This window comes from Serratia sp. CY33802 (assembly GCF_052169095.1).
GTDB classification, from domain to species: Bacteria; Pseudomonadota; Gammaproteobacteria; order Enterobacterales; family Enterobacteriaceae; genus Serratia; species Serratia bockelmannii.
On sequence record NZ_JBJNLL010000001.1, the window covers coordinates 1,092,093 to 1,112,003 of the forward strand.

The following is a 19,911-nucleotide window of genomic DNA, read 5'->3' on the forward strand; positions in this document are numbered from 1 at the left end:
GGTTCACTCCTTGGGAGGAAGCTGTTCGGGCTGTAGCAGCGCCTGTTCGAGCGCATCCAGCCGTTCAGTCCAGAAATGTTCATAGGTTTGCAGCCAGTGCATGGCCTGCGCCATAGGCTCGGGTTCGAGCCGGCAGATATGGTTTCTTCCTTGCACGGTGCGTTGCACCAGGCCCGCATGTTCCAGTGCTTTCACGTGCTTGGAGGCGCCGGCGAACGACATCTGCAACGGCGCGGCCAGTTCGCCGATGCTGCGCTCACCGCCGGCCAGCACGCGTAACATCGAACGGCGGGTCGGGTCGGCCAGCGCATGAAAAATGGCGTCCAGCTGTGAGGAAGATAATTCAACCATATGGTTGAATATAGAACAGGTGGGCTAATATTCAACCGTTTTGTTGAATATTTTTTTGCCCCGGCGAGAAACCGGGGCGAGGATCAGGCGTAGGTGTGCGCCAGCAGGGCGTTGAGCAACACGTCGGCGCCTGCGGCTGCCCAGGCGGGGGTGATATCTTCCCGCTCGTTGTGGCTGATGCCGTCCACGCAGGGAATGAAAATCATGGCGGTCGGGGCGACGCGGTTAAGGTAACAGGCATCGTGGCCGGCGCCGGAAATCATGTCGCGATGGCGATAGCCCAATGCTTGCGCGGCGTGGCGTACGCTGTCGATGCAGCCCCGATCAAAAGCGATAGGGGGATACTGGAAGATGCGGTCGGCGCGGGCGGTCAGACCGTCGCCGTTGACGTGGTTTACCGCCGTCAGCAGACGCTGCTCCATCTGCTCCAGGGTAGACTCTTGCGGATGGCGGAATTCGACGCTGAAAAAGACGCGTCCCGGCACCACGTTGCGTGAATTGGGGGTAATTTGCGCCATGCCCACCGTGGCGCGCGCATCGGGCGCAAAATCCCAACCGATGCGGTTGACCGCCGTGACCAGCGCCGTAAAGCCCAGCAGGGCATCGCGGCGCCGATCCATTGGCGTGGTGCCGGCATGGGCGCTGAAGCCGACGACCTCCAGCTCATACCAGCGCTGCCCTTGTGCGGCGGTCACCACGCCGATGTCGAGATGTTCCGCTTCCAGAATCGGCCCCTGTTCGATGTGCAGTTCGAAGGCCGCGTGGATCGGCGTGCCGCCCACCGGGTGCTCGCCGGCGTAACCAATGCGTTCCAGTGCGTCGCCAAGGCTGACGCCGTGCTCGTCGCGGCGCGTCAGGCCGTATTCCAGGTCGAATACCCCGGCGAACACCCCGGAGGCGATCATCGCCGGCGCAAAGCGTGCGCCTTCTTCGTTAGTCCAGTTGATCACTTCAATCGGGCGTTCGGTGACGATCTGCCGATCGTTAAGGGTACGAATAACCTCCAATCCGGCCAGCACGCCGTAGATGCCGTCGAAACGGCCGCCGCGGGGCTGCGAGTCGCCGTGAGAACCGGTGACGACCGGCGGCAATTCGGGGCGCGCGCCTTCACGGCGCAGGAACATGTTGCCCATCCGATCGACGCGCACGTTACAACCTGCCTCCAGCGCCCAGGCGCGCAGCTGCTCGCGCGCTTGGCGATCTTCTTCACTCAGCGCCAGCCGGGTGACGCCGTTATCGGCGATGGCGCCGAACTGCGCCATCGCGTGCAGGCTTTGCCACAGGCGCTCGCCGTTGACCCGATACGTCATTGTTCTTCTCCCGACGTTTTGGCGGTGTAGCGAAAATCGCAGCAGGGAGCGCCGGACATGATGGTTTGGCTGCGCTGCAGGTCAACCTCTGGGGCATAGCCGACGATGAACTGGCTGTCGCGGGCGCAGGAGAGCAGGTGGCCGATCTCCCCCAGCCCCATCTCGTGATACATCTCGGCGTAGCGGCAGCGGGTGACGTTATAGTCGAAGTGCTGCGCGTCCTGATTGATCACCTCGACGCGCAGCGCATCGTCTTTTTCCCACAGGTACTGCAAGGCGGCGAAGCTGCGCAGATCCGCGCCGTTCGGTTCCTGGGCGGCGAACTGTTTGCCCGCCTCGATGGCGGCATTCTCGATGGCTTCGCCGATCACCGCCTGAGCACGCGTCTTGCCGATTTCACGCACCAGGATCTGGTAGATCGGCTTGATGATCTCCGCCTCGATCTTTCTGCGGGCCAAAATGCCCAATTCGTTTTTTGCACAGCTCATCGCCTTGCTCCTCTTGATTTATTGTGACTTGGCGCCGCCCAACACGGTTTGCGGCTGCCATTTGCCGTCAACCACCCGGTACAGGGTGAAGCTCGGCTGTTGCAGGTTGCCTTGCGCATCGAAGGCGATGTCGCCGGTCACGCCCTGGTAATGTATGGCGCGCAGTTTCGGCAGGTAATCGGCCGGATTGGCCGAGCCGGCTTGTTCGATGGCGGCGATCAGCACCCGGGTGGCATCGTAGGCGAAGGGCGCATGCAGTTCGATGTGGGTGTGATAACGATCGCGGTAGGCTTGTTCAAACGCCTTGCCGCCCGGCATCTGTTCCAGCGGCAGCCCCGGCTCCAGCGCGACGACGCCTTCGCCTTCCCGCTGCGCCAACGTCAGGAAGGTTTGGCTGACAAAGCCGCCGGCGCCCATCAGCTGCGCGTTCATGCCCAGCTGTTTCAGCTTGCGCGCCAACGGCGCCGCTTGAGAATCCACGCCGCCGAAGAAAATCAGATCGGCGTTTTTACTGCGCACGGTGGTCAGCACGGCGCTGAAATCGACGGTCTTGTCATCTACATACTCGCGGGTGACCGGCTGCACGCCCTGGGCCTGCAGCGATTTGATAAACTCGTCCGCCAGCCCCTGGCCGAAAGCGGTGCGATCGTCGATTACCGCGATACGCTTGGCTTTCAGCGTTTTCACCGCATATTGCCCGGCGTAGTTGCCGCCGTCGTCGTCGTGGCCCATCACGCGGAAGCTGGTGTCAAAGCCTTGCTGCGTGTAGCCGTGACCGGTCGCCACCGGCGCCACCTGAGCGATGCCGGCGTCGTGGTAGATGCGCGCCGCCGGGATGCTGGTGCCGGTGTTCCAGTGGCCGACCACGCCGGCGACGCCTTCGTCGACCAAGCGCTGCGCCACGGCCACGGCGGTGCGCGGGTCGGACTGATCGTCCTCGGACAGTAATTTGAAGGTGACCGGTTTGCCGTTCAGCGTCGGTTTCTGTGCGTTAGCGTCGGCGATCGCCAGCCGTGCGCCGTTTTCGAGATCTTTGCCGATGCGCGCGGAAGGGCCGGTCAGCGGCCCGGCCAGGCCGATCAGCACGGTGTCGTCCGCCAGCGCCGGGAGGCTCAGGATCATTGTCATGGCGGCCAGCGCCAACGGCTTGATGCGAATGTTCTGCTGCATGTCATACTCCTGGTGCGGTTAAAGGTAACAACGGTTATTCACCCAAATAGATCTGTTTGATTTTTTCATCGTCCAGCATGTCGGCGGAGCGGCCGCTGTGGCTCAGGCTGCCGCTGTCCAATACGTAGGCGCGATCGGTGGACGCCAGCGCCAGGCGGGCGTTCTGCTCGACCAACAGCAGCGTGACACCGTCACGGGCTAACTGCTTGATGACCGAGAAAATGGCCTCCACCACAATCGGCGCCAGCCCCATCGACGGTTCGTCCAATATCAGCAGCCGCGGGCGGCTGAGCAGCGCGCGGCCCATCGCCACCATCTGTTGTTCACCGCCGGAAAGCAACCCGGCCGGTTGATGCAGGCGCTCGCTCAGCCGTGGGAAGGTGGCGCACACGCGTTCGAAATCTTGCCGCACCGCCGATGCGTCACGCCGCGCATAGGCACCCAGCTGCAGGTTTTCTCGCACCGTCAGGCGGGTGAAAATGCCGCGTCCCTCCGGCACCATCACCAGCCCTTGTTGCAGCAAGCGGTGCGGCGGCATGCCGCGAATCGAACGGCCGTCGAACAGGATGTCGCCCTCAAACGGCTGCAGGCCGGTCAGCGCCCGCAGGCTCGAGGTTTTTCCCGCGCCATTGGCGCCGATCAGCGTCACCTGTTCGCCGGCGTTCACCGTGAAATCGATGCCTTTGACCGCATGAATGCCGCCATAAGACACTTTGAGTCGTTTAACGCTCAGCAGGGCTTCAGACATGCGCGCCACCTCCCAGATAGGCCTGAATGACCGCCGGTTCGCGCCGCACCTGCGCCGGTTCGCCTTCGGCGATCGCTTTACCGTAATCCAGCACCGTCAGCCGATCGCACAGGCCCATCACCAGCTTGACGTCATGTTCAATCAGCAGCAGCGTTTTGCCGCTGTCGCGGATGCGCAGCAGCAGTTCGCGCAGCGCCACTTTTTCTCCGGCGTTCATGCCGGCCGCCGGTTCGTCCAGCGCCAGCAACCGGGGCTCGGTCGCCAGCGCGCGGGCAATCTCCAGCCGCCGCTGATGGCCGTAGGCGAGATCGCCGGCGCGGTAATGAGCGAATTGGCTGATGCCGACGTACTCCAGCAGCGCATGAGATTTATCGCGCACCGCCTGTTCCTCCTCCCTGGCGCGACGGTGCCGGGCGATCGCCGCCCACAGGCCGTTGCGGGTGCGCACGTGGCAGCCGACCATCACGTTTTCCAGCACGCTCATTTCATTGAACAACCGCAGGTTTTGGAAGGTGCGGGCAATGCCGGCCTGCGCCACTTTGTCGATCGCCTGGGGCTTATAGCGCTGGCCCGCCAGGCGGAACTCGCCCGCGTCGGCGCGATACAGGCCGGTGATCAGGTTGAAGCAGGTGGTCTTACCGGCGCCGTTCGGCCCGATCAGGCCGTGGATTTCCCCCTGGCGGATGCTCATGCTGACGTCATCCACCGCCGTCAGGCCGCCGAAGCGTTTGCTGATATGGTGTAAAGCGAGCAGCGGCGTCATGCGGCGGTCCTCCCAGCATGGCGAGCCGGCCACAGGCCCGCCGGGCGATACAGCATCACCAGGATCAGCGCCAGGCCGTAAAACAGTTGGCGAATGATTTCCGGGTCGATCAGCACCTGGCCGAACAGCGCCTGCTGCAGCGGCCCCATGCTGCTGCGCAGCAGCTCCGGCAGGGCGGCCAGCAGCAGCGCGCCCAGGATCACGCCGGGGATGTGCCCCATGCCGCCGAGCACCACCATCGCCAGTACGGCGATCGATTCCTGCAGAGTGAACGATTCCGGCGACACGAAGCCCTGAAACGCGGCAAACAACGCGCCGGCCACACCGCCAAAGGTGGCGCCGATGGCGAAGGCCAGCAGCTTGAAGTTGCGGGTATTGATGCCCATCGCCCGCGCGGCGTCCTCGTCTTCGCGGATCGCTGTCCATGCGCGGCCAATGCGCGAGTTTTGCAGCCGCAGGCTGATAAACAGGATCGCCAGCAGCAGCGCGGCGAACAGGTAGTAATAGAGATACAGCCCGGAGAAACGCACGCCGAACCACTCATGCATGCCGGAAAACTTCAGGCCGAACAGGCTGACCGGGTCGATGCCGGAAATGCCTTTAGGGCCGTTGGTGAGGTTGACCGGGCGATCGAGGTTACGCATCAGAATGCGCACGATCTCGCCGAAACCGAGCGTGACGATCGCCAGATAGTCGCCGCGCAGCCGCAGCGTCGGCGCGCCAAGCAGGATGCCGCACGCCGCCGCCAGCAGCGCCGCCAGCGGGATCAGCCACAGCATCGACAGGTGCAGCCCGTCGGGGAACCACTGCAGCAGCAGCGGGAATTGCTGCGTCAGATGCGGTGATGACAGCAGCGCGGCCAAATAGGCGCCGACGGCGTAAAAGGCGATAAAACCCATGTCCAGCAACCCGGTCATGCCCACCACGATGTTCAGCCCGAGCGCCAGCATCAGGTACAGCAGGGCGAAGTCGACGACCCGCACCCAGTAGTTGCCGCCGGCGGCGCCCGCCACCCAGGGCGCCAGCAGCAGCGTGAGAATGAACAGCGTCAGCCCCAGCCTGGCGCGACGCGGCGTGGCCAGAGGAACGGGGGGAGTCAAAACGGTCATGGTGATGTCCTTATGCGCGCGTGGCGATGCGTTCGCCCAAGAGCCCGGAGGGGCGGAAGACCAGCACGGCGATCAGCACCAGAAACGCGAACACGTCCTGGTAGTTGCTGCCGAACACGCCGCCGGTCAGCTCGCCGAGATAGCCGGTGCCTAGCGATTCGAACAGGCCCAGCAGCAATCCGCCGAGCATCGCGCCGCGCAGGTTGCCGATGCCGCCGAGCACGGCGGCGGTAAACGCCTTGATGCCCGGCAGAAAGCCCATCGAGAAACCGGCGTTGCCGTAGTTGCTGGCCATCATGATGCCGGCCACCGCCGCCAGCGCGCCGCCGAGCGCAAAGGTCAGAACGATGATGCGGTCAGGACTGATGCCCATCAGGCCGGCGACCTGCGGGTTTTCCGCCGTAGCGCGCATGGCGCGGCCGAAACGGCTGTGTTCGACCAGCAGCCAGAGGCCGGCCATGACCGCCACGGCCACCGCCAGCGTGACGATCGCCGTGCCGGTGATCACCGCCGGCGCATGCCCGCCGCTGCCTGCGGTCAGGGCGATGGGGGTCATTGGCAGCAGCTGCGGAAACATCAGGGGATTACGTGACCAGATCAGCATCGCCAGGGTTTGCAGCAGCAGCGAGACGCCGATGCCGCTGATCAGCGGAGCCAGGCGCGGCGCAGTGCGCAACCGGCGGTAGGCGAAACGCTCGATCGCCATCGAGGTAATGGCGCAGACCGCCATGGCGAACAGGGCCGCCAGCAGCAGCGTGGCGTACGGCGATAACGCGGGAAAGTGGTGTTGCAACACGCCGATCGCCGACAACGCGCTCAGGGCACCGACCATCAGCACGTCGCCGTGCGCGAAATTGATGATGCGCAGGATGCCGTACACCATGGTGTAACCGAGCGCGATCAGCGCATAGATGCTGCCGAGCATCAAACCGTTGACGGTTTGCTGTACCAGCGTATCCATAAGGAGAGTCCGGAGATAATGAGTCAGGAGGCTCACAGTAGAGAATTTAAAAAAATTGTAAAATACGGAAAAATACTTTCTTATACAAAAAACGAGTGATTTTAATACGTTGATTTTTATGTATATTGAACCCATCCCTTCAGTGTCGATCTCCCAAAAACAGTCAATATATGAAAAAAACAGAACAGTACGATGAGCCATTGCCGATGCTGCCGAACGATCCGCCGCTGCGCGCCGTGCGGGCGTTCGAAGCCATCGCGCGCCTGGGTGGCATCAGCGCGGCGGCTAACGAGCTGATGATTTCGCCTTCGGCGGTCAGTCATCAACTCAAAACGCTGGAGGCATTTTTGCAGATGCCGTTGACCGAACGGCAGGGGCGTAACCTGGTGCTGCGCAGCGAGGGGCGGGAGTATTACCGTTCGATTCGCTCGGCGTTCAACGTGCTGCGCCAGGCGACCGAACACGTGCGCGAGCAGTCCGCATCGCGGCAGGTCACCATCAGCCTGATCCCGCTGTTCGGCATGGGCTGGTTCATTCCGCGGCTGCGTGGCTTTTTGCGCGAAAATCCGGATATCGACATCAATGTGGTTTACGCCAACCACCGCAATTACCTGAGCGACGCCGCCGATCTGTCGATCCGCTTCGGGGTTGGGCAGTGGACCGGCTATCGCAGCGAAAAGCTGATGTCTGGCCAAATGGTGCCGGTGTGCAGCCGGGCATTCAGTAAACTGCACGGTTTGCTGGATACGCCGGATCAGCTGGCGACGCTGCCGCTGCTGCACGACGAGGAGCGCAATACCTGGATGCAATGGTTTCAGCTGGCCGGCGTTAAACGCCCGCTGCGCAGCATCGGGCCGATGTTTGAAGACGGATTGTTGACACTGGCGGCGGTGCAGGCGGGGCTAGGGTGCGCGTTGATGCGTGAACCGTTAATCGCCCAGTACCTTGAGAGCGGTGAGTTGATCAAAATGTTCGATCTGCCGATCGACGACGGCCGCGATTATTACCTGTGCGCTCGACTGGATAGCGAGCTGTCGCAGGAAGGCGAAAATCTGCGGCAGTGGCTGCGGCGTGAGGCGGCGGCTCAGAACGTCGGGGAATAATCTACAACCAACGCGTCTTTCAGCACCTGGCGGCTTGCAGTAGAGTGCGGGTTCCTGTGTCGCGATAAGGTATGACGATGCTGTTCGATTTAAACCAGCAGGCGGACGAACTGCCCGAGGCCTGGCGTTCTGCCGTGCTGGGCCGCGTCGGTGCGGCCAATATCAAAGTGCTGCGCATGGACGCGCGCAGCATTGCGGATGAAGTGCATGATTACAGCGAAGGATTGCTGGTGATCAGCGGCCACCTGCGGCTGCAGGTGGCGGGGGAAGTGGTGGTGGTGCGCGCCGGCCAGCTGTATCAGGCCGCGGCCGGCGTGCCGCATCGCGTGTTGCCGGGCAGCGAAGGCACGCTGGTGATTGTCGATCTGCCGGAGGATTAAGCGGCGCCCAGGACCGCCAGCGCCACCTTTACCGCTGCCAATAGCCGCTCTTCAGTGACGCCGTCACGTGCCTGAATCGACAGGCCGTGCAGGAAGACGGCGAAATAGTCACCCAGGCTGTCGGCGTCGGTATCGGCCGGCAATTCGCCGGTTTGCACCGCCTGCCGCAGCCGTTCGACGATCTGCTGCGTACGCTGCAACCGATGCTCTGCCAGCCAGGTTTTGAGCCCATCGTTTTCCGCACTGACACTGGCGGCGGCGGAGACCACCATGCAGCCCTGCGGCAGATCTGGCCGGCTGTAGAGGCGCACGGCATCTTCCAGCATACGTTGGATCGCCGGGCGAATGCCGCTTTCCTGCGCGAAGGCGCGATCGGCGAAGCCGCCTTCCTCGGTTTCGTAACTGGCGATTGCCTCGCGGAACAGCTGCTCTTTGGAGCCGAACGCCTTGTAGATGCGTGCGGAAGCAATGCCCAATTCCGCCACCAGATCCGACATCGAGGTGCCTTCGTAACCTTGCCGCCAAAATAAGTTTCGCGCCTTCAAGAGCGCCTGTTCGCGGTCGAACTCACGCGGTCTGCCAGCCATTCTCTGCTCCAATTTACCTGCCATTCAGCGACATAGGATCGCTTAAATCGGCGGGAATACCAATGTCTTTATAAATTTCGCTTGCGGTGAACTCGCTTTGCTCCTATTGTTTGTCAATCGACAACTAATAGGAGTTTACGATGAAAACCCTCAAAGGTCCAAGCCTGCATCTCGCGCAGTTCAGCGATGAGACAGTGCCGTTCAACAGCCTGCCGGCCATCGCCGAGTGGGCGACGCAAACCGGTTTTACCGCCTTGCAGATCCCGGCCTGGGATCGGCGTTTATTCGACGTGGCCACCGCCGCGGAAAGCCAAACATACTGCGACGATCTGACCGGGATGTTGGCGGAGCAGGGGTTGGTGGTCAGTGAATTGACCAGCCATATCTTCGGCCAGCTGATGGCGGTACACCCGGCTTACGATACGCTGTTTGACAGCTTCGCGCCGCCGGCGCTGCAGGGCAATCCGCAGGCGCGCGGCGAGTGGGCGCGGCAGCAAATGCTGCTGGCGGTGAAGGCGTCGGCGCGGCTCGGGCTCAGCGAGCTGGGCACCTTTTCCGGTTCGCTGGCCTGGCCCTATCTGTTCCCGTTCCCACAGCGCCCGGAAGGATTGATCGACACCGCGTTCGACGAACTCGCCAAACGCTGGCTGCCGGTGCTCGACGCCTGCGAAGAACAGGGCATCAACCTGTGTTATGAAATTCACCCGAGTGAGGATCTGCACGACGGCGTGACGTTCGAGAGGTTTCTTGAGCGCGTCGGTAACCACCCGCGTTGTCGGGTGCTGTTCGATCCGAGCCATATGGTGCTGCAGCAGCTTAACTATCTGGAGTTTATCGATATCTATAAGGACGTTATCGGCATGTTCCACGTCAAGGACGCCGAGTTCAATCCGACCGGTCGCCAGGGCATTTACGGCGGCTATCAATCCTGGATCGATCGCGCCGGCCGCTTCCGCTCGCTGGGCGACGGCCAGGTTGATTTCAACGGCATCTTTTCGCGCCTGACGCAGTACGGCTATTCGGGCTGGGCGGCATTGGAGTGGGAATGTTGCCTGAAAGACCCGCAGGACGGCGCGCGCGAAGGCGCAGCCTTCATTCGCGATCGCATTATCCGCGTCACCGACAAAGTGTTCGATGACTTCGCCGGTGCGCCGGTCAGCCCGCAGCAGATCAACGCCTTGCTCGGCATTCGCTGAGCCCAACTTTTCAGGGAGTCACCCATGCAATATCTACAGAACGAGGTCCCGTTGGCGGATCTCGCGGCGGAACACGTCTATCTCCAGGTGAACGGCCGGCGCCTTCACTGCGTGGTGGCCGGTGAAGGGCGGCCGGTGCTGCTGATCCCCGGCTGGCCGCAAACCTGGTACACCTGGCGCCATGTGATGCAAGCGCTGGCGGCGGCCGGTTTTCAGGCGATCGCCGTCGATCCGCCGGGCATCGGCGATTCTGACAAGCCCGCTGGCGGCTACGACACCGGCAGCATCGGCGCGGTGTTGCACACAATGATGGCGCAACTGGGCCATGGACGTTACCAACTGGTTGGCCACGACATCGGCATGTGGATCGGTTACGCCATGGCGAGCGATTTCCCGCAGGCGGTGGAGCGTCTGGTGCTGACGGAGGCCGTGATCCCCGGGCTGGCGCCGCCGCCGCCGATTTTCGTTGCGCCGGAGGAGAACATCTTCCTGTGGCATTTCATGTTCAATCAACTGGCGGATTTGCCGGAGACCCTGACCCAGGGGCGCGAACGGGAGTATCTTGGCTATATCTTCAACCGCTGGTCCTATCGGCGCGATCGGGTGGCGGCGGAGGTGTATATCGCCGCCTATTCGGCACCGGGCGGCCTGCGCGCCGGATTCGACTATTACCGGGCGATCCCGGAGACCGTGCGGCAGAACCGGCTGCGCGCCGCCACGCCCTTGACGATGCCGGTGTTGACGGTGGGAGCGGAGCACGCCACCGGCGACGCGCCGCTGACGACGCTACAGGGCAATGCGCACGATCTGCGGGGCGAAACCGTCGCCGGCTGCGGCCATTTCATCACCGAGGAGTGTCATGAGGAATTTATTGCACTGATTACGCCGTTCCTGGCGGGAGAGCCGTATGCCGCTTGATGAACGCATCGCCGCCTTTTTGACGGCATCGGCCGACGTGCCACCGCCCGCTTCGCTGGCGGCAATGCGCGCGGCCACGGAAACCGGTTTACGCCAGCTGCAGGGCGAGGCGGAACCGAGCGGCGGCGTCAGGGACCATACGGTGGTCGCCGCCGATGGACACCGGATTGCACTGCGCGCCTATCTACCGGCGGGGGAAAACGGCACGACCGCGCAGCCGGCGATGCTGTTCGCCCACGGCGGCGGCTGGTGCCTCGGCTCACTGGCGTTGTACGATCGGCCCTGTCAGGCGTTGGCTAACGCCACCGGCCGGGTGATCCTGTCGGTTGACTATCGTCTGGCGCCGGAATACCCGTTTCCACAGCCGCTGGAAGATGTCTATCAGGCGCTCTGCTGGGTGGCACAACGGGCGCCGCAGTTGGGGATTGACGCGCAGCGCCTGGCAGTGGGCGGTGATAGCGCAGGGGGCAATCTGGCGGCGGCGGTCGCACTGTTGGCGCGGGATCGCAGCGGCCCGTACATCGAACGTCAACTGCTGCTCTACCCGGCGCTCAGCCGCGAGATGACGACGATGAGCTATCACGAGTTTGCCGAGGGGCACTTTCTGACGCGCGACGCGATGGGGTTTTGTTGGCAGCAGTATCTGGGCCAGCGGCGCGATCCCGGCGCGGAACCGTTGTATGCCGCCACGCTGCGCGGGTTACCGCCGGCCACCATCCTGAGCTGCGAATACGATCCGCTGCGCGATGAGGCCGAGCAGTATGCGCAGCGGCTACGCGAGGCGGGCGTGCCGGTGCGCTGCGAACGGTTGCCGGGCATGGTGCATGCCTGTATTCACATGCTGGGGCTGACCCCGGCGGCGCGGCAGCTGTTCGAACTGGCCGGTGAGTAAAAAAAAGCCCCGCATTGCGGGGCTTCTGGCTATTCATCCGCCGGGCGATTATCGGCCGGCGACGGTGACAAAGCGCGTTTCCAGGTAGGATTCGATCGCTTCGCTGCCGCCTTCGGTGCCGTGGCCGGAGTCTTTCACGCCACCAAACGGCGTTTCCGGCAGGCCGAAACCGATGTGGTTGATGCTCAGCATGCCGCTCTCCACGTCACGCCCCAGCGCATTGACGGTGGCGATGTTGCGGCTGTAAGCGTAGGCGGCCAGCCCGTACGGCAGGCGGTTGGCTTCGGCGATCGCCTCGTCATAGGTAGCGAACGGGCGCAGCAGGGCGACCGGGCCAAACGGCTCTTCCGACATGGCGCGCGCGCTCAGCGGCACGTCGCGTAGCACCGTCGGCTCGAAGAAGTTGCCTTTGCCCGCCACGCGTTTGCCGCCGGTGCTGGCCTTCGCCCCGTGGGCGACGGCATCCTGCACCAGCGCCTCGATATTGTCGACGCTGCGGCCCAGCACCATCGGGCCCATCGTCACGCCGTCTTCCAGCCCGTTGCCGAGCTTGAGCTCACGCACCGCGGCGGTGAATTTCTCCACGAAGGCCTCATAAACGCCTTGTTGGATCAGGAAGCGGGTCGGGGCGATACAGACCTGGCCGGCGTTGCGGAACTTGGACTGCGCCAGCTCTTTGGCCGCCGCGTCGAGATCGGCATCGTCGAAGATCAGCACCGGCGCGTGGCCGCCCAGCTCCATGGTGGCCTTTTTCATATGCTGGCCGGCCAGCGCCGCCAAATGCTTGCCCACGCGAGTGGAGCCGGTGAAGGAGATCTTGCGAATGGTCGGATGGGGGATCAGGTATTCCGAAATGTCCGCCGGGGTGCCATACACCAGCGCGATCACCCCGGCCGGAATACCGGCGTCGGCGAAGGCTTTGATCAGTTCAGCCGGTGAGGCCGGCGTTTCTTCCGGGCCTTTGACGATGATGGAACAGCCCGCCGCCAGCGCGGCGGACAGCTTGCGCACGATCTGGTTGATCGGGAAGTTCCACGGCGTGAAGGCGGCCACCGGGCCGACCGGCAGCTTGAGGGTTTGCTGCTGTACATCGCGGGCGCGGGAAGGAATGATCTGCCCGTAGGTGCGGGTGGCTTCGCCGGCGAACCAGTCGATAACGTCGGCGGCGTTGAGAATTTCGACTTTGGCCTGCGCCACCGGTTTGCCCTGTTCCTGCGTCATGACGGCGGCGATGGCGTTGGCGCGTTCGCGCAGCAGCGCCGCGGCTTTGCGCATCAGGTTGGCGCGCTGGTGCGCGGCGGTGTCGCGCCAAACGTTAAACCCGCGCTCGGTGGCGGCCAGCGCCAGATCGAGATCCTCTGTGGCGGCATGCGCCACTTGACCGATTATCTCGTCGGTAGCGGGATTGGTGACCGGCAGGGTTTTTCCGGCCAGTGCGCTGCGCCATTGTCCATCGATATACAGTTGAGTATCCGGATACATTGTTGCCTCTTGTTTGCGGAGTGTCAGGGGCCGATGAGCTTCGCGATGCGGCCCGTCTGAAAGGGACAGGGACCTTAACCCTACGCCGAATGGCGGCGATCGTCCAGGCGAGGGGCACGAAAGGAGCAGGGCGGCTACTCAACCGGCGATGTTTTGGCTATGCTGAGCAGATTGTCAGCACGGATGAGGAGGTCGGGTGCAAGGGGTTCCACAACAGTTTCCGTTCGAGAAGGACTGCGCGCAGTTCCGGCATTTGTCGCATCTGCCCGGCGTCGAACTCTATCAGGCGCATATCGAACGCTATGCCTTCGAGCCGCATACCCACGACGCCTTCGCCATCGGCACCGTGGACACCGGGGCGGAGCGTTTTCGCTATCGCGGGGCGCAGCACCTGGCGGCGCCGGGCGCGCTGGTGCTGATGAACCCGGACGAGCTGCACACCGGCGAAGCCGAAACGCCGGGCGGCTGGTGTTATCGCATGCTCTACCTGGCGCCCGAGGCGCTGGAGCAGTTGTCCGGCGATCGGTGCCAGTGGTTTACCGATGCGGTGCGCCACGATCCGCGGGCGGCGCAGCGCCTGTCCGCCATTCTCGCCACGCTGTGGCAAACCGACGATCCGCTCACGCTCGACGGCCTGCTGTTGGAGGCGGTCGAGGTGTTGCACCCGCACATCCGCACCGGGCGGCGAGAGAAAGCCGAGGCGGCGCACCGTTTCGAGGTGGTGAAAAGCTACCTGCACGATAACTTCGCCGAGGCCGTGACCCTCAACCAGCTGGCCGATCTGGTATCGCTCAGCCCGTACCATTTCCTGCGCAAGTTCAAGGCCGAATACCACGTCTCGCCGCAGCAGATGCTGATGGCGATCCGGCTGTCGCAGGCCAAACGCATGCTGGAGCGCGGCATGCCCGCTGCACAGGTGGCGGCGGCGGCGGGGCTGACCGATCAGGCTCACCTGACGCGCGCCTTCGCCAACCGTTACGGCGTCACGCCAGTGCGTTTCCAGAAACAGGTGAAATTGGGCTAAAACAGCAACCTGCTACAATAATTCCTCCCCGCGTTTTCGTTACTCTGCCGCTGTCTTGTCGGGCGGGTTGGCCGCGCCGGCCGTTTGTCGGAGTCGTTATGTTCATTGGCGTTGTGTTTGCCCTGGCCGCCGGGCTGATGTGGGGACTGATTTTCGTCGGCCCGCTGCTGGTGCCGGATTATCCCGCCGCGCTGCAGTCCACCGGGCGCTATCTGGCCTTCGGGCTGATCACCTTGCCGCTGGCGTGGTTCGATCGCCGCCGCCTGCGCAAGCTGCGGCGCCAGGATTGGCTGGAAGCGCTCAAACTGACGGCCATCGGCAATCTACTGTACTACCTGTGCCTGGCCAGCGCCATTCAGCGTACCGGCGCACCGGTATCGACCATGATCATCGGCACCTTGCCGGTGGTGATCGCCATCTGCGCCAATCTGTTTTACGGCAGGCACGACGGGCGGCTGGCCTGGAGCAAGCTGGCGCCGGCGCTGCTGCTGATCGTCTGCGGGTTAGCGTGCGTAAACATCGCCGAACTGCGCGGCAATGCGGTGCCGATCGACGGCTGGCGCTATCTCAGCGGCCTTGGGCTGGCCGCGTTGGCGGTGGCCTGCTGGACCTGGTTCCCGCTGCGCAATTCGCGTTGGCTGCGGGAGAACCCGACGCAGCGGCCGGCCACCTGGGCCACGGCGCAGGGGCTGGTGACGCTGCCGCTGGCGCTGCTGGGCTATCTGGCGGTCTGCGGCCAATTGGCGCTGAGCGAACCGGCGTTTGCCTTGCCGTTCGGCCCGCGCCCTGAGGTGTTTATCCCCCTGATGCTGGTTATTGGCGTGTTCTGCTCCTGGCTGGGGGCGCTGTGCTGGAACGAAGCCAGCCAGCGGCTGCCGACGGTGTTGGTGGGGCCGCTTATCGTGTTCGAAATTCTGGCGGGGTTGGCCTATACCTTTCTGCTGCGCCAGGCCTGGCCGCCGCTGCTGACATTGGCCGGCATCGTTTGCCTGATCGCCGGCGTGGTGTACGCCATGCGTATCAAGCCGCAGCCGGTGGTGGTGGCGTTGGAGGACAAGCCGAGGTGACGCCCGCCGCGAAGGCGGGCGCGAGGGTTAACGCTTGCTGTGGTGAATGATTTCTTCGGCCACGTTGCGCGGCGCTTCGGCGTAGTGGCTAAATTCCATGGTGTAGGTGGCGCGGCCCTGCGACATCGAACGCAGGGTGGTCGAGTAACCGAACATCTCGGACAGCGGCACCTTGGCGCGAATTTCCTTGCCGCCGCCGCCCGGGATCTCTTCCATACCCTGTACCAGACCGCGGCGTGAGGAGAGGTCGCCCATCACGTTGCCGGCATAATCCTCCGGCGTTTCCACTTCTACCGACATGATCGGCTCAAGGATCACCGGGTCCGCCAGGCGGCAGGCGTCCTTGAAGCCGAAGATCGCCGCCATGCGGAACGCCTGTTCCGACGAGTCGACATCATGGTAAGAACCGAAGGTCAGGTGTACCTTGACGTCCACCACCTGATAACCGGCCAGCACGCCGTTATTCAGCGCCTCAAGCACGCCTTTTTTCACCGCCGGGATAAACTCGCCCGGAATGACGCCGCCCTTGATCTCATCGAAAAACTCGAAGCCTTTGCCGGGTTCGTTCGGCTCGACGGTCAGCACCACGTGGCCGTATTGCCCTTTACCGCCGGATTGGCGCACGAACTTGCCTTCCACGTCGGCCACCCGTTTGCGGATGGTTTCGCGGTAAGACACCTGCGGTTTGCCGGTGGTGGTCTCCACACCGAACTCGCGGCGCATGCGATCGACGATGATCTCCAGGTGCAGCTCGCCCATGCCGTAGATAATGGTTTGGCCGGATTCTTCATCGGTGCGCACGCGGAACGACGGATCTTCCGAAGAGAGCCGCTGCAGCGCGATGCCCATTTTCTCCTGGTCGCCCTTGGTCTTCGGCTCGATCGCTTGGGCGATCACCGGCTCGGGGAAGGTCATGCGCTCCAGCGTGATGATGGCGCCAGGGTCGCACAGCGTATCGCCGGTGGTGACGTCCTTCAGGCCGACGCAGGCGGCGATGTCGCCGGCGTGTAGTTCGTCGATGTCCTTACGATCGTTGGCGTGCATCTGCACGATGCGGCCGATACGCTCCTTTTTGCCCTTGATTGGGTTGTAAACGCTGCTGCCTTTGGCCAGCACCCCGGAGTAGACGCGCACGAAGGTGAGTTGGCCGACGAACGGATCGGTCATCAGCTTGAACGCCAGCGCCGAGAATTTTTCGTTGTCGTCGGCTTTGCGAGTGATGATTTCATCGTGTTCACCGTGGCCTTCCATCGGCGGCACGTCGAGCGGCGAGGGCATCAGCTCGATCACCGCATCCAGCATGCGCTGCACCCCTTTGTTGCGGAACGCCGACCCGCACAGCATCGGCTGGATTTCGCCGGCGACGGTGCGCACCCGCAGCCCGTGAACGATCTCCTCTTCGCTCAGCGGCACCTGGTTGAGGTATTTCTCCATCAGTTCTTCCGACGCTTCGGCGGCGGCCTCAATCATGTTTTCACGCCACTCCTGCGCCGAGTCGCGCAGCTCTGCCGGGATCTCTTCGAAGCTGAAGTTCATGCCCTGCGAGGCCTCGTCCCACAGAATGGCTTTCATCCGCACCAGATCCACCACGCCGCTGAAGTGATCTTCGGCGCCGATAGGGATAACGATCGGCACCGGGTTGGCTTTCAGGCGCTCGATCATCATTTTGCGCACGCGGAAAAAATCCGCGCCGATGCGGTCCATCTTGTTGACGAACGCCAGCCGCGGCACTTTGTACTTGTTGGCCTGGCGCCAGACGGTTTCCGACTGCGGCTGCACGCCGCCCACCGAGTCATAGACCATCACGGCGCCGTCCAGCACGCGCATCGAACGCTCCACTTCAATGGTGAAATCGACGTGCCCGGGGGTGTCGATGATATTGATGCGGTGCTGCGGATAATTATGCTGCATGCCGTTCCAGAAGCAGGTGGTGGCCGCCGAGGTGATGGTGATGCCGCGCTCCTGTTCCTGCGCCATCCAGTCCATGGTCGCCGCGCCGTCATGCACTTCACCCAGCTTGTGGCTGACCCCGGTGTAAAACAGAATCCGCTCGGTGGTGGTGGTCTTGCCGGCATCGATATGCGCGGAGATGCCGATATTGCGGTAACGTTCGATAGGGGTGGTGCGAGCCATAATTAACCTTTCTTAGCCGCATGAAGGAGAGCGGCTTAAACAGCATGGATAATGATGATAATCCTCATAGGGTTATCCGCCGGATTGCAGAGCCTCGCTCTGGTCACAAACTAATCGTAGTTGAAGGCGTTGGTTTTTTTAAGCGATGGCTGTGATAGATGAAAGTTTGCGCGCATAACGGCGCCGGTGCAGAAAAGGGCGAAAAAAAAGGCCCGTAACGGGCCTGTTGTCGTAGGGCGCATTCGCCGCTTATTTGCGTCCCAGCAGGAAGCCGAAAACGATGCCGACCGCTGCTGCAACGGCTACGCCGGCCAGCGGGTTGGCTTCCACCTGCGTTCTTACGCTGTCCGCTGCGTCACGGGCGGCATAGCTGGCCTGGGAGGCGTATTTGCGCGCCGCGCCGCGCACCTGATGCTCCGGCGAATCAACGGCTTTGCCGAACGCTTCTTGTACCGCGCCTGCGGCTTCATTGGCTTTGTCTTCCGCTTTACCAAACATGCTGCTCTCCTGTTCCTTGTGGGTTAACGAACACTAAGCCTAGCAGGTGAATGGCATTTTTTGCAGCATTCTGTGCGTTATAAGATCAATCTGAGCAAAGAAAAGTCTTTCCATACGCACGGCGTCGGCTTCACCCGCGCGTTTTTTTATGTTCTATTGGCTAGCGGTTTAACCGAGTATCTTTACCCTTTGACCGATTCGTTGAGTTGAAAGGACTCCCCATGTCAGTACTGCGTATTCTGGCGCTGTTCGCCGCGACCGCCGCCGCGTTGCCCGCCCTGGCCAAGCCGGCGGCTCACGGCATGGCGGTCGAGAACGGCATTCGTTGGCAATCTTGTCTCAACAGCGGTTTTCAGCGCTGGTTCGATGAGGCGCCACCGCCGGGGCTGCGCTGCGGTTACCTCGAGGTGCCGTTAGCCTACGCCACGCCGCCCGCCCATGCGGCGCAGGCGGGCGAACAGACCGTGCGTCTGGCACTGACCCTGCAGCCCGCTACCGGGCCGAAAAAGGGCAGCGTAGTAATGATCAGCGGGGGCCCAGGCCTGCCGGGCATCAACCCCTATCTGGGCAACGACGCCCACGTCGCCAGACTGCGAAAATCCTACGATATCATCGGTTACGATCCGCGCGGCGTCGGTCAGTCGACGCCGAAAATTTCTTGTCAGCTGGCCGAAGGCGACGAAACCCCGACGCCGGACGATAACGACGTTGCCGGCGCGGAGAATCAGACGCGCACCCTGATTGCCGCCTGCATCAAACAGACCGGCGCGGACGTGTTGCAACACATCGGCACCGACGAGGCGGTCAACGATCTGAACGCGATCCGCCACGCGCTGGGCGAACCGGGGCTGACGGCGGTGGCATACTCTTACGGCACCAAGGTGGCGGCGCTGTATGCCGAACGTTTTCCGAAGAAGACGCGCGCGCTGGTGCTGGACGGGGTGGTGGATCTGGCGGAGGACGACTTCACCCAGCGCATGAACCAGGAGCGGGGCTTCCAGCAAAGCTTCCTGCGCTTCGCCGCCTACTGCGGCAAAACCGACAGCTGCCAGCTGGGCGGCGGCGCTAATCAGGCGCTGCAGCGCTATCATGCCTTACTGCGCAAGCTGCACGATCAACCGTTCGTCACTGCGGCGGGCTATGAAATCTCCGCCGACGATGTGCTGACGGTCACGCGTTCGCTGCTGCTGTGGCCGGAGCGCTGGCATGAGCTGGCGACCGTGCTGCGTCAACTCGATGCCGGCATCGCCGGGCAGCAGGTTTCCGATCTGATTGACGAAAGCTATTCGCCGGATGCCGATGATGCCCTGAACGTCATCACCTGCGCCGACGTCGCCAACCCGACGGCCGATCCGCAGCAGTTGCGCAGGCAGCGGCAGGAGATCAATACCGCCGCTTTGTACGCTCACTACCTGCCGCTACACGAGTATCCGCTGGAAATGTGCGATCTATGGCCGTACCGCGGCAAAGATCGGCCGCACACCCCGGTGGCGTCCGCCGCGCTGCCGCCGCTGCTGTTCGTCGCCCAGCGCTACGATCCGACCACGCCGTACCGCAACGCCCAGGTGATGGCCGCCGCCTTTAAAAGCCCGCTGATCACCCGCGAACGCGACGGACATACGCTGGCGCTGAACGGCATCGACAGCTGCGTTGACGAAAGCGTGGTGGAGTATCTGCTTGCGCCGAAAAAGCCGCGCCGCGACAAGGTTTGCCGCTGAGGAGGCCGGGGCA

General features: G+C 63.0%; 20 protein-coding genes. 8 read left to right on the plus strand and 12 right to left on the minus strand.

Annotated elements, in window-relative coordinates; translation table 11 throughout:
• Nucleotides 1–3: 3 nt before the first annotated feature.
• The 8 genes from ACJ8HA_RS05170 to ACJ8HA_RS05205 form a co-directional block, all read right to left on the minus strand.
• Complete coding sequence (locus ACJ8HA_RS05170; protein ID WP_442515222.1) at nucleotides 4–351, minus strand: ArsR/SmtB family transcription factor; 348 nt, start codon at nucleotides 349–351, stop codon at nucleotides 4–6.
• A gap of 83 nt (nucleotides 352–434) precedes the next feature.
• The gene (locus tag ACJ8HA_RS05175) at nucleotides 435–1,661 is read right to left on the minus strand and encodes a Zn-dependent hydrolase (protein WP_342096309.1); all 1,227 of its coding nucleotides are present in this window, start codon (nucleotides 1,659–1,661) and stop codon (nucleotides 435–437) included.
• A complete protein-coding gene (locus tag ACJ8HA_RS05180) occupies nucleotides 1,658–2,149 on the minus strand; it encodes an L-2-amino-thiazoline-4-carboxylic acid hydrolase (protein WP_089195917.1) in 492 nt (163 codons plus the stop codon). The genes ACJ8HA_RS05175 and ACJ8HA_RS05180 overlap by 4 nt, the downstream gene beginning before the upstream one ends.
• Before the next feature lie 18 nt (nucleotides 2,150–2,167).
• Nucleotides 2,168–3,277, minus strand: a complete 1,110-nt coding sequence (locus ACJ8HA_RS05185; RefSeq protein ID WP_406894506.1) for a branched-chain amino acid ABC transporter substrate-binding protein — start codon at nucleotides 3,275–3,277, stop codon at nucleotides 2,168–2,170.
• 76 nt (nucleotides 3,278–3,353) lie between these two features.
• Nucleotides 3,354–4,067, minus strand: coding sequence for an ABC transporter ATP-binding protein (locus ACJ8HA_RS05190; protein WP_043143459.1), 714 nt, complete (start codon nucleotides 4,065–4,067; stop codon nucleotides 3,354–3,356).
• Complete coding sequence (locus ACJ8HA_RS05195) at nucleotides 4,060–4,830, minus strand: ABC transporter ATP-binding protein (protein ID WP_342094436.1); 771 nt, start codon at nucleotides 4,828–4,830, stop codon at nucleotides 4,060–4,062. Before ACJ8HA_RS05195 ends, ACJ8HA_RS05190 begins: the two co-directional genes overlap by 8 nt.
• Nucleotides 4,827–5,939 carry an ABC transporter permease subunit gene (locus ACJ8HA_RS05200; RefSeq protein WP_442515223.1) on the minus strand — a complete coding sequence of 371 codons (1,113 nt, stop codon included), beginning with the start codon at nucleotides 5,937–5,939 and terminating at the stop codon, nucleotides 4,827–4,829. Before ACJ8HA_RS05200 ends, ACJ8HA_RS05195 begins: the two co-directional genes overlap by 4 nt.
• 10 nt (nucleotides 5,940–5,949) lie before the next feature.
• Nucleotides 5,950–6,900, minus strand: a complete 951-nt coding sequence (locus ACJ8HA_RS05205) for a branched-chain amino acid ABC transporter permease (protein ID WP_442515224.1) — start codon at nucleotides 6,898–6,900, stop codon at nucleotides 5,950–5,952.
• Nucleotides 6,901–7,070: 170 nt separating this feature from the next.
• Here ACJ8HA_RS05205 and ACJ8HA_RS05210 point away from each other — a divergent pair, with 170 nt between their 5' ends.
• Entirely contained in the window at nucleotides 7,071–8,003 is a 933-nt protein-coding gene (locus ACJ8HA_RS05210; protein ID WP_197824035.1) for a LysR substrate-binding domain-containing protein, read from the plus strand.
• A gap of 77 nt (nucleotides 8,004–8,080) precedes the next feature.
• Nucleotides 8,081–8,383 (plus strand): cupin domain-containing protein, encoded by a 303-nt coding sequence (locus ACJ8HA_RS05215; RefSeq protein WP_025302930.1) that lies wholly within the window; start codon nucleotides 8,081–8,083, stop codon nucleotides 8,381–8,383.
• Here the strand turns inward: ACJ8HA_RS05215 and ACJ8HA_RS05220 are convergent.
• Complete coding sequence (locus ACJ8HA_RS05220; protein WP_049207519.1) at nucleotides 8,380–8,970, minus strand: TetR/AcrR family transcriptional regulator; 591 nt, start codon at nucleotides 8,968–8,970, stop codon at nucleotides 8,380–8,382. The two genes, ACJ8HA_RS05215 and ACJ8HA_RS05220, sit on opposite strands and share 4 nt — an antisense overlap.
• Before the next feature lie 140 nt (nucleotides 8,971–9,110).
• Here ACJ8HA_RS05220 and ACJ8HA_RS05225 point away from each other — a divergent pair, with 140 nt between their 5' ends.
• The 3 genes from ACJ8HA_RS05225 to ACJ8HA_RS05235 are packed head-to-tail and all read left to right on the plus strand — an operon-like array spanning nucleotide 9,111 to nucleotide 11,976.
• The gene (locus ACJ8HA_RS05225; protein WP_442515225.1) at nucleotides 9,111–10,166 is read left to right on the plus strand and encodes a sugar phosphate isomerase/epimerase family protein; all 1,056 of its coding nucleotides are present in this window, start codon (nucleotides 9,111–9,113) and stop codon (nucleotides 10,164–10,166) included.
• 24 nt (nucleotides 10,167–10,190) lie between these two features.
• The gene (locus tag ACJ8HA_RS05230) at nucleotides 10,191–11,084 is read left to right on the plus strand and encodes an alpha/beta fold hydrolase (protein ID WP_273830578.1); all 894 of its coding nucleotides are present in this window, start codon (nucleotides 10,191–10,193) and stop codon (nucleotides 11,082–11,084) included.
• A complete protein-coding gene (locus tag ACJ8HA_RS05235; RefSeq protein WP_346420979.1) occupies nucleotides 11,074–11,976 on the plus strand; it encodes an alpha/beta hydrolase in 903 nt (300 codons plus the stop codon). The genes ACJ8HA_RS05230 and ACJ8HA_RS05235 overlap by 11 nt, the downstream gene beginning before the upstream one ends.
• A 48-nt stretch (nucleotides 11,977–12,024) precedes the next feature.
• On the opposite strand, the gene ACJ8HA_RS05240 is transcribed toward ACJ8HA_RS05235, so the two are convergent.
• Nucleotides 12,025–13,458, minus strand: coding sequence for an NAD-dependent succinate-semialdehyde dehydrogenase (locus tag ACJ8HA_RS05240; protein ID WP_442515226.1), 1,434 nt, complete (start codon nucleotides 13,456–13,458; stop codon nucleotides 12,025–12,027).
• Nucleotides 13,459–13,654: 196 nt separating this feature from the next.
• Here ACJ8HA_RS05240 and ACJ8HA_RS05245 point away from each other — a divergent pair, with 196 nt between their 5' ends.
• Nucleotides 13,655–14,482 (plus strand): AraC family transcriptional regulator, encoded by an 828-nt coding sequence (locus tag ACJ8HA_RS05245; RefSeq protein ID WP_049205659.1) that lies wholly within the window; start codon nucleotides 13,655–13,657, stop codon nucleotides 14,480–14,482.
• A 98-nt stretch (nucleotides 14,483–14,580) separates the two neighbouring features.
• Nucleotides 14,581–15,549 carry a DMT family transporter gene (locus ACJ8HA_RS05250; RefSeq protein ID WP_089180939.1) on the plus strand — a complete coding sequence of 323 codons (969 nt, stop codon included), beginning with the start codon at nucleotides 14,581–14,583 and terminating at the stop codon, nucleotides 15,547–15,549.
• Between the two features lie 27 nt (nucleotides 15,550–15,576).
• Here ACJ8HA_RS05250 and fusA read toward each other — a convergent pair whose 3' ends face one another.
• Together fusA and ACJ8HA_RS05260 are read right to left on the minus strand one after the other, a co-directional pair.
• Nucleotides 15,577–17,682, minus strand: a complete 2,106-nt coding sequence (gene fusA, locus ACJ8HA_RS05255) for an elongation factor G (RefSeq protein ID WP_049205661.1) — start codon at nucleotides 17,680–17,682, stop codon at nucleotides 15,577–15,579.
• A 249-nt stretch (nucleotides 17,683–17,931) separates the two neighbouring features.
• On the minus strand, nucleotides 17,932–18,180 hold the full coding sequence (locus ACJ8HA_RS05260) for a CsbD family protein (protein WP_016927634.1): 249 nt from the start codon (nucleotides 18,178–18,180) through the stop codon (nucleotides 17,932–17,934).
• A 221-nt stretch (nucleotides 18,181–18,401) separates the two neighbouring features.
• On the opposite strand from ACJ8HA_RS05260, the gene ACJ8HA_RS05265 reads away from it, so the two are divergent.
• Nucleotides 18,402–19,898, plus strand: a complete 1,497-nt coding sequence (locus tag ACJ8HA_RS05265) for an alpha/beta hydrolase (protein WP_043143479.1) — start codon at nucleotides 18,402–18,404, stop codon at nucleotides 19,896–19,898.
• The last annotated feature ends 13 nt before the right edge of the window (nucleotides 19,899–19,911 follow it).

What these genes read in the sequence shown, in the direction of transcription:
- ACJ8HA_RS05210 (WP_197824035.1), top strand. Translation starts at nt 7,071, where the DNA reads ATGAAAAAAACAGAACAGTACGATGAGCCATTGCCGATGCTGCCGAAC.
- ACJ8HA_RS05250 (WP_089180939.1), top strand. Translation starts at nt 14,581, where the DNA reads ATGTTCATTGGCGTTGTGTTTGCCCTGGCCGCCGGGCTGATGTGGGGA.
- ACJ8HA_RS05215 (WP_025302930.1), top strand. Translation starts at nt 8,081, where the DNA reads ATGCTGTTCGATTTAAACCAGCAGGCGGACGAACTGCCCGAGGCCTGG.
- ACJ8HA_RS05235 (WP_346420979.1), top strand. Translation starts at nt 11,074, where the DNA reads ATGCCGCTTGATGAACGCATCGCCGCCTTTTTGACGGCATCGGCCGAC.
- ACJ8HA_RS05205 (WP_442515224.1), bottom strand. Translation starts at nt 6,900, where the DNA reads ATGGATACGCTGGTACAGCAAACCGTCAACGGTTTGATGCTCGGCAGC.
- ACJ8HA_RS05225 (WP_442515225.1), top strand. Translation starts at nt 9,111, where the DNA reads ATGAAAACCCTCAAAGGTCCAAGCCTGCATCTCGCGCAGTTCAGCGAT.
- ACJ8HA_RS05240 (WP_442515226.1), bottom strand. Translation starts at nt 13,458, where the DNA reads ATGTATCCGGATACTCAACTGTATATCGATGGACAATGGCGCAGCGCA.
- ACJ8HA_RS05195 (WP_342094436.1), bottom strand. Translation starts at nt 4,830, where the DNA reads ATGACGCCGCTGCTCGCTTTACACCATATCAGCAAACGCTTCGGCGGC.
- ACJ8HA_RS05230 (WP_273830578.1), top strand. Translation starts at nt 10,191, where the DNA reads ATGCAATATCTACAGAACGAGGTCCCGTTGGCGGATCTCGCGGCGGAA.
- fusA (WP_049205661.1), bottom strand. Translation starts at nt 17,682, where the DNA reads ATGGCTCGCACCACCCCTATCGAACGTTACCGCAATATCGGCATCTCC.
- ACJ8HA_RS05260 (WP_016927634.1), bottom strand. Translation starts at nt 18,180, where the DNA reads ATGTTTGGTAAAGCGGAAGACAAAGCCAATGAAGCCGCAGGCGCGGTA.
- ACJ8HA_RS05265 (WP_043143479.1), top strand. Translation starts at nt 18,402, where the DNA reads ATGTCAGTACTGCGTATTCTGGCGCTGTTCGCCGCGACCGCCGCCGCG.
- ACJ8HA_RS05175 (WP_342096309.1), bottom strand. Translation starts at nt 1,661, where the DNA reads ATGACGTATCGGGTCAACGGCGAGCGCCTGTGGCAAAGCCTGCACGCG.
- ACJ8HA_RS05180 (WP_089195917.1), bottom strand. Translation starts at nt 2,149, where the DNA reads ATGAGCTGTGCAAAAAACGAATTGGGCATTTTGGCCCGCAGAAAGATC.
- ACJ8HA_RS05220 (WP_049207519.1), bottom strand. Translation starts at nt 8,970, where the DNA reads ATGGCTGGCAGACCGCGTGAGTTCGACCGCGAACAGGCGCTCTTGAAG.
- ACJ8HA_RS05185 (WP_406894506.1), bottom strand. Translation starts at nt 3,277, where the DNA reads ATGACAATGATCCTGAGCCTCCCGGCGCTGGCGGACGACACCGTGCTG.
- ACJ8HA_RS05200 (WP_442515223.1), bottom strand. Translation starts at nt 5,939, where the DNA reads ATGACCGTTTTGACTCCCCCCGTTCCTCTGGCCACGCCGCGTCGCGCC.
- ACJ8HA_RS05170 (WP_442515222.1), bottom strand. Translation starts at nt 351, where the DNA reads ATGGTTGAATTATCTTCCTCACAGCTGGACGCCATTTTTCATGCGCTG.
- ACJ8HA_RS05190 (WP_043143459.1), bottom strand. Translation starts at nt 4,067, where the DNA reads ATGTCTGAAGCCCTGCTGAGCGTTAAACGACTCAAAGTGTCTTATGGC.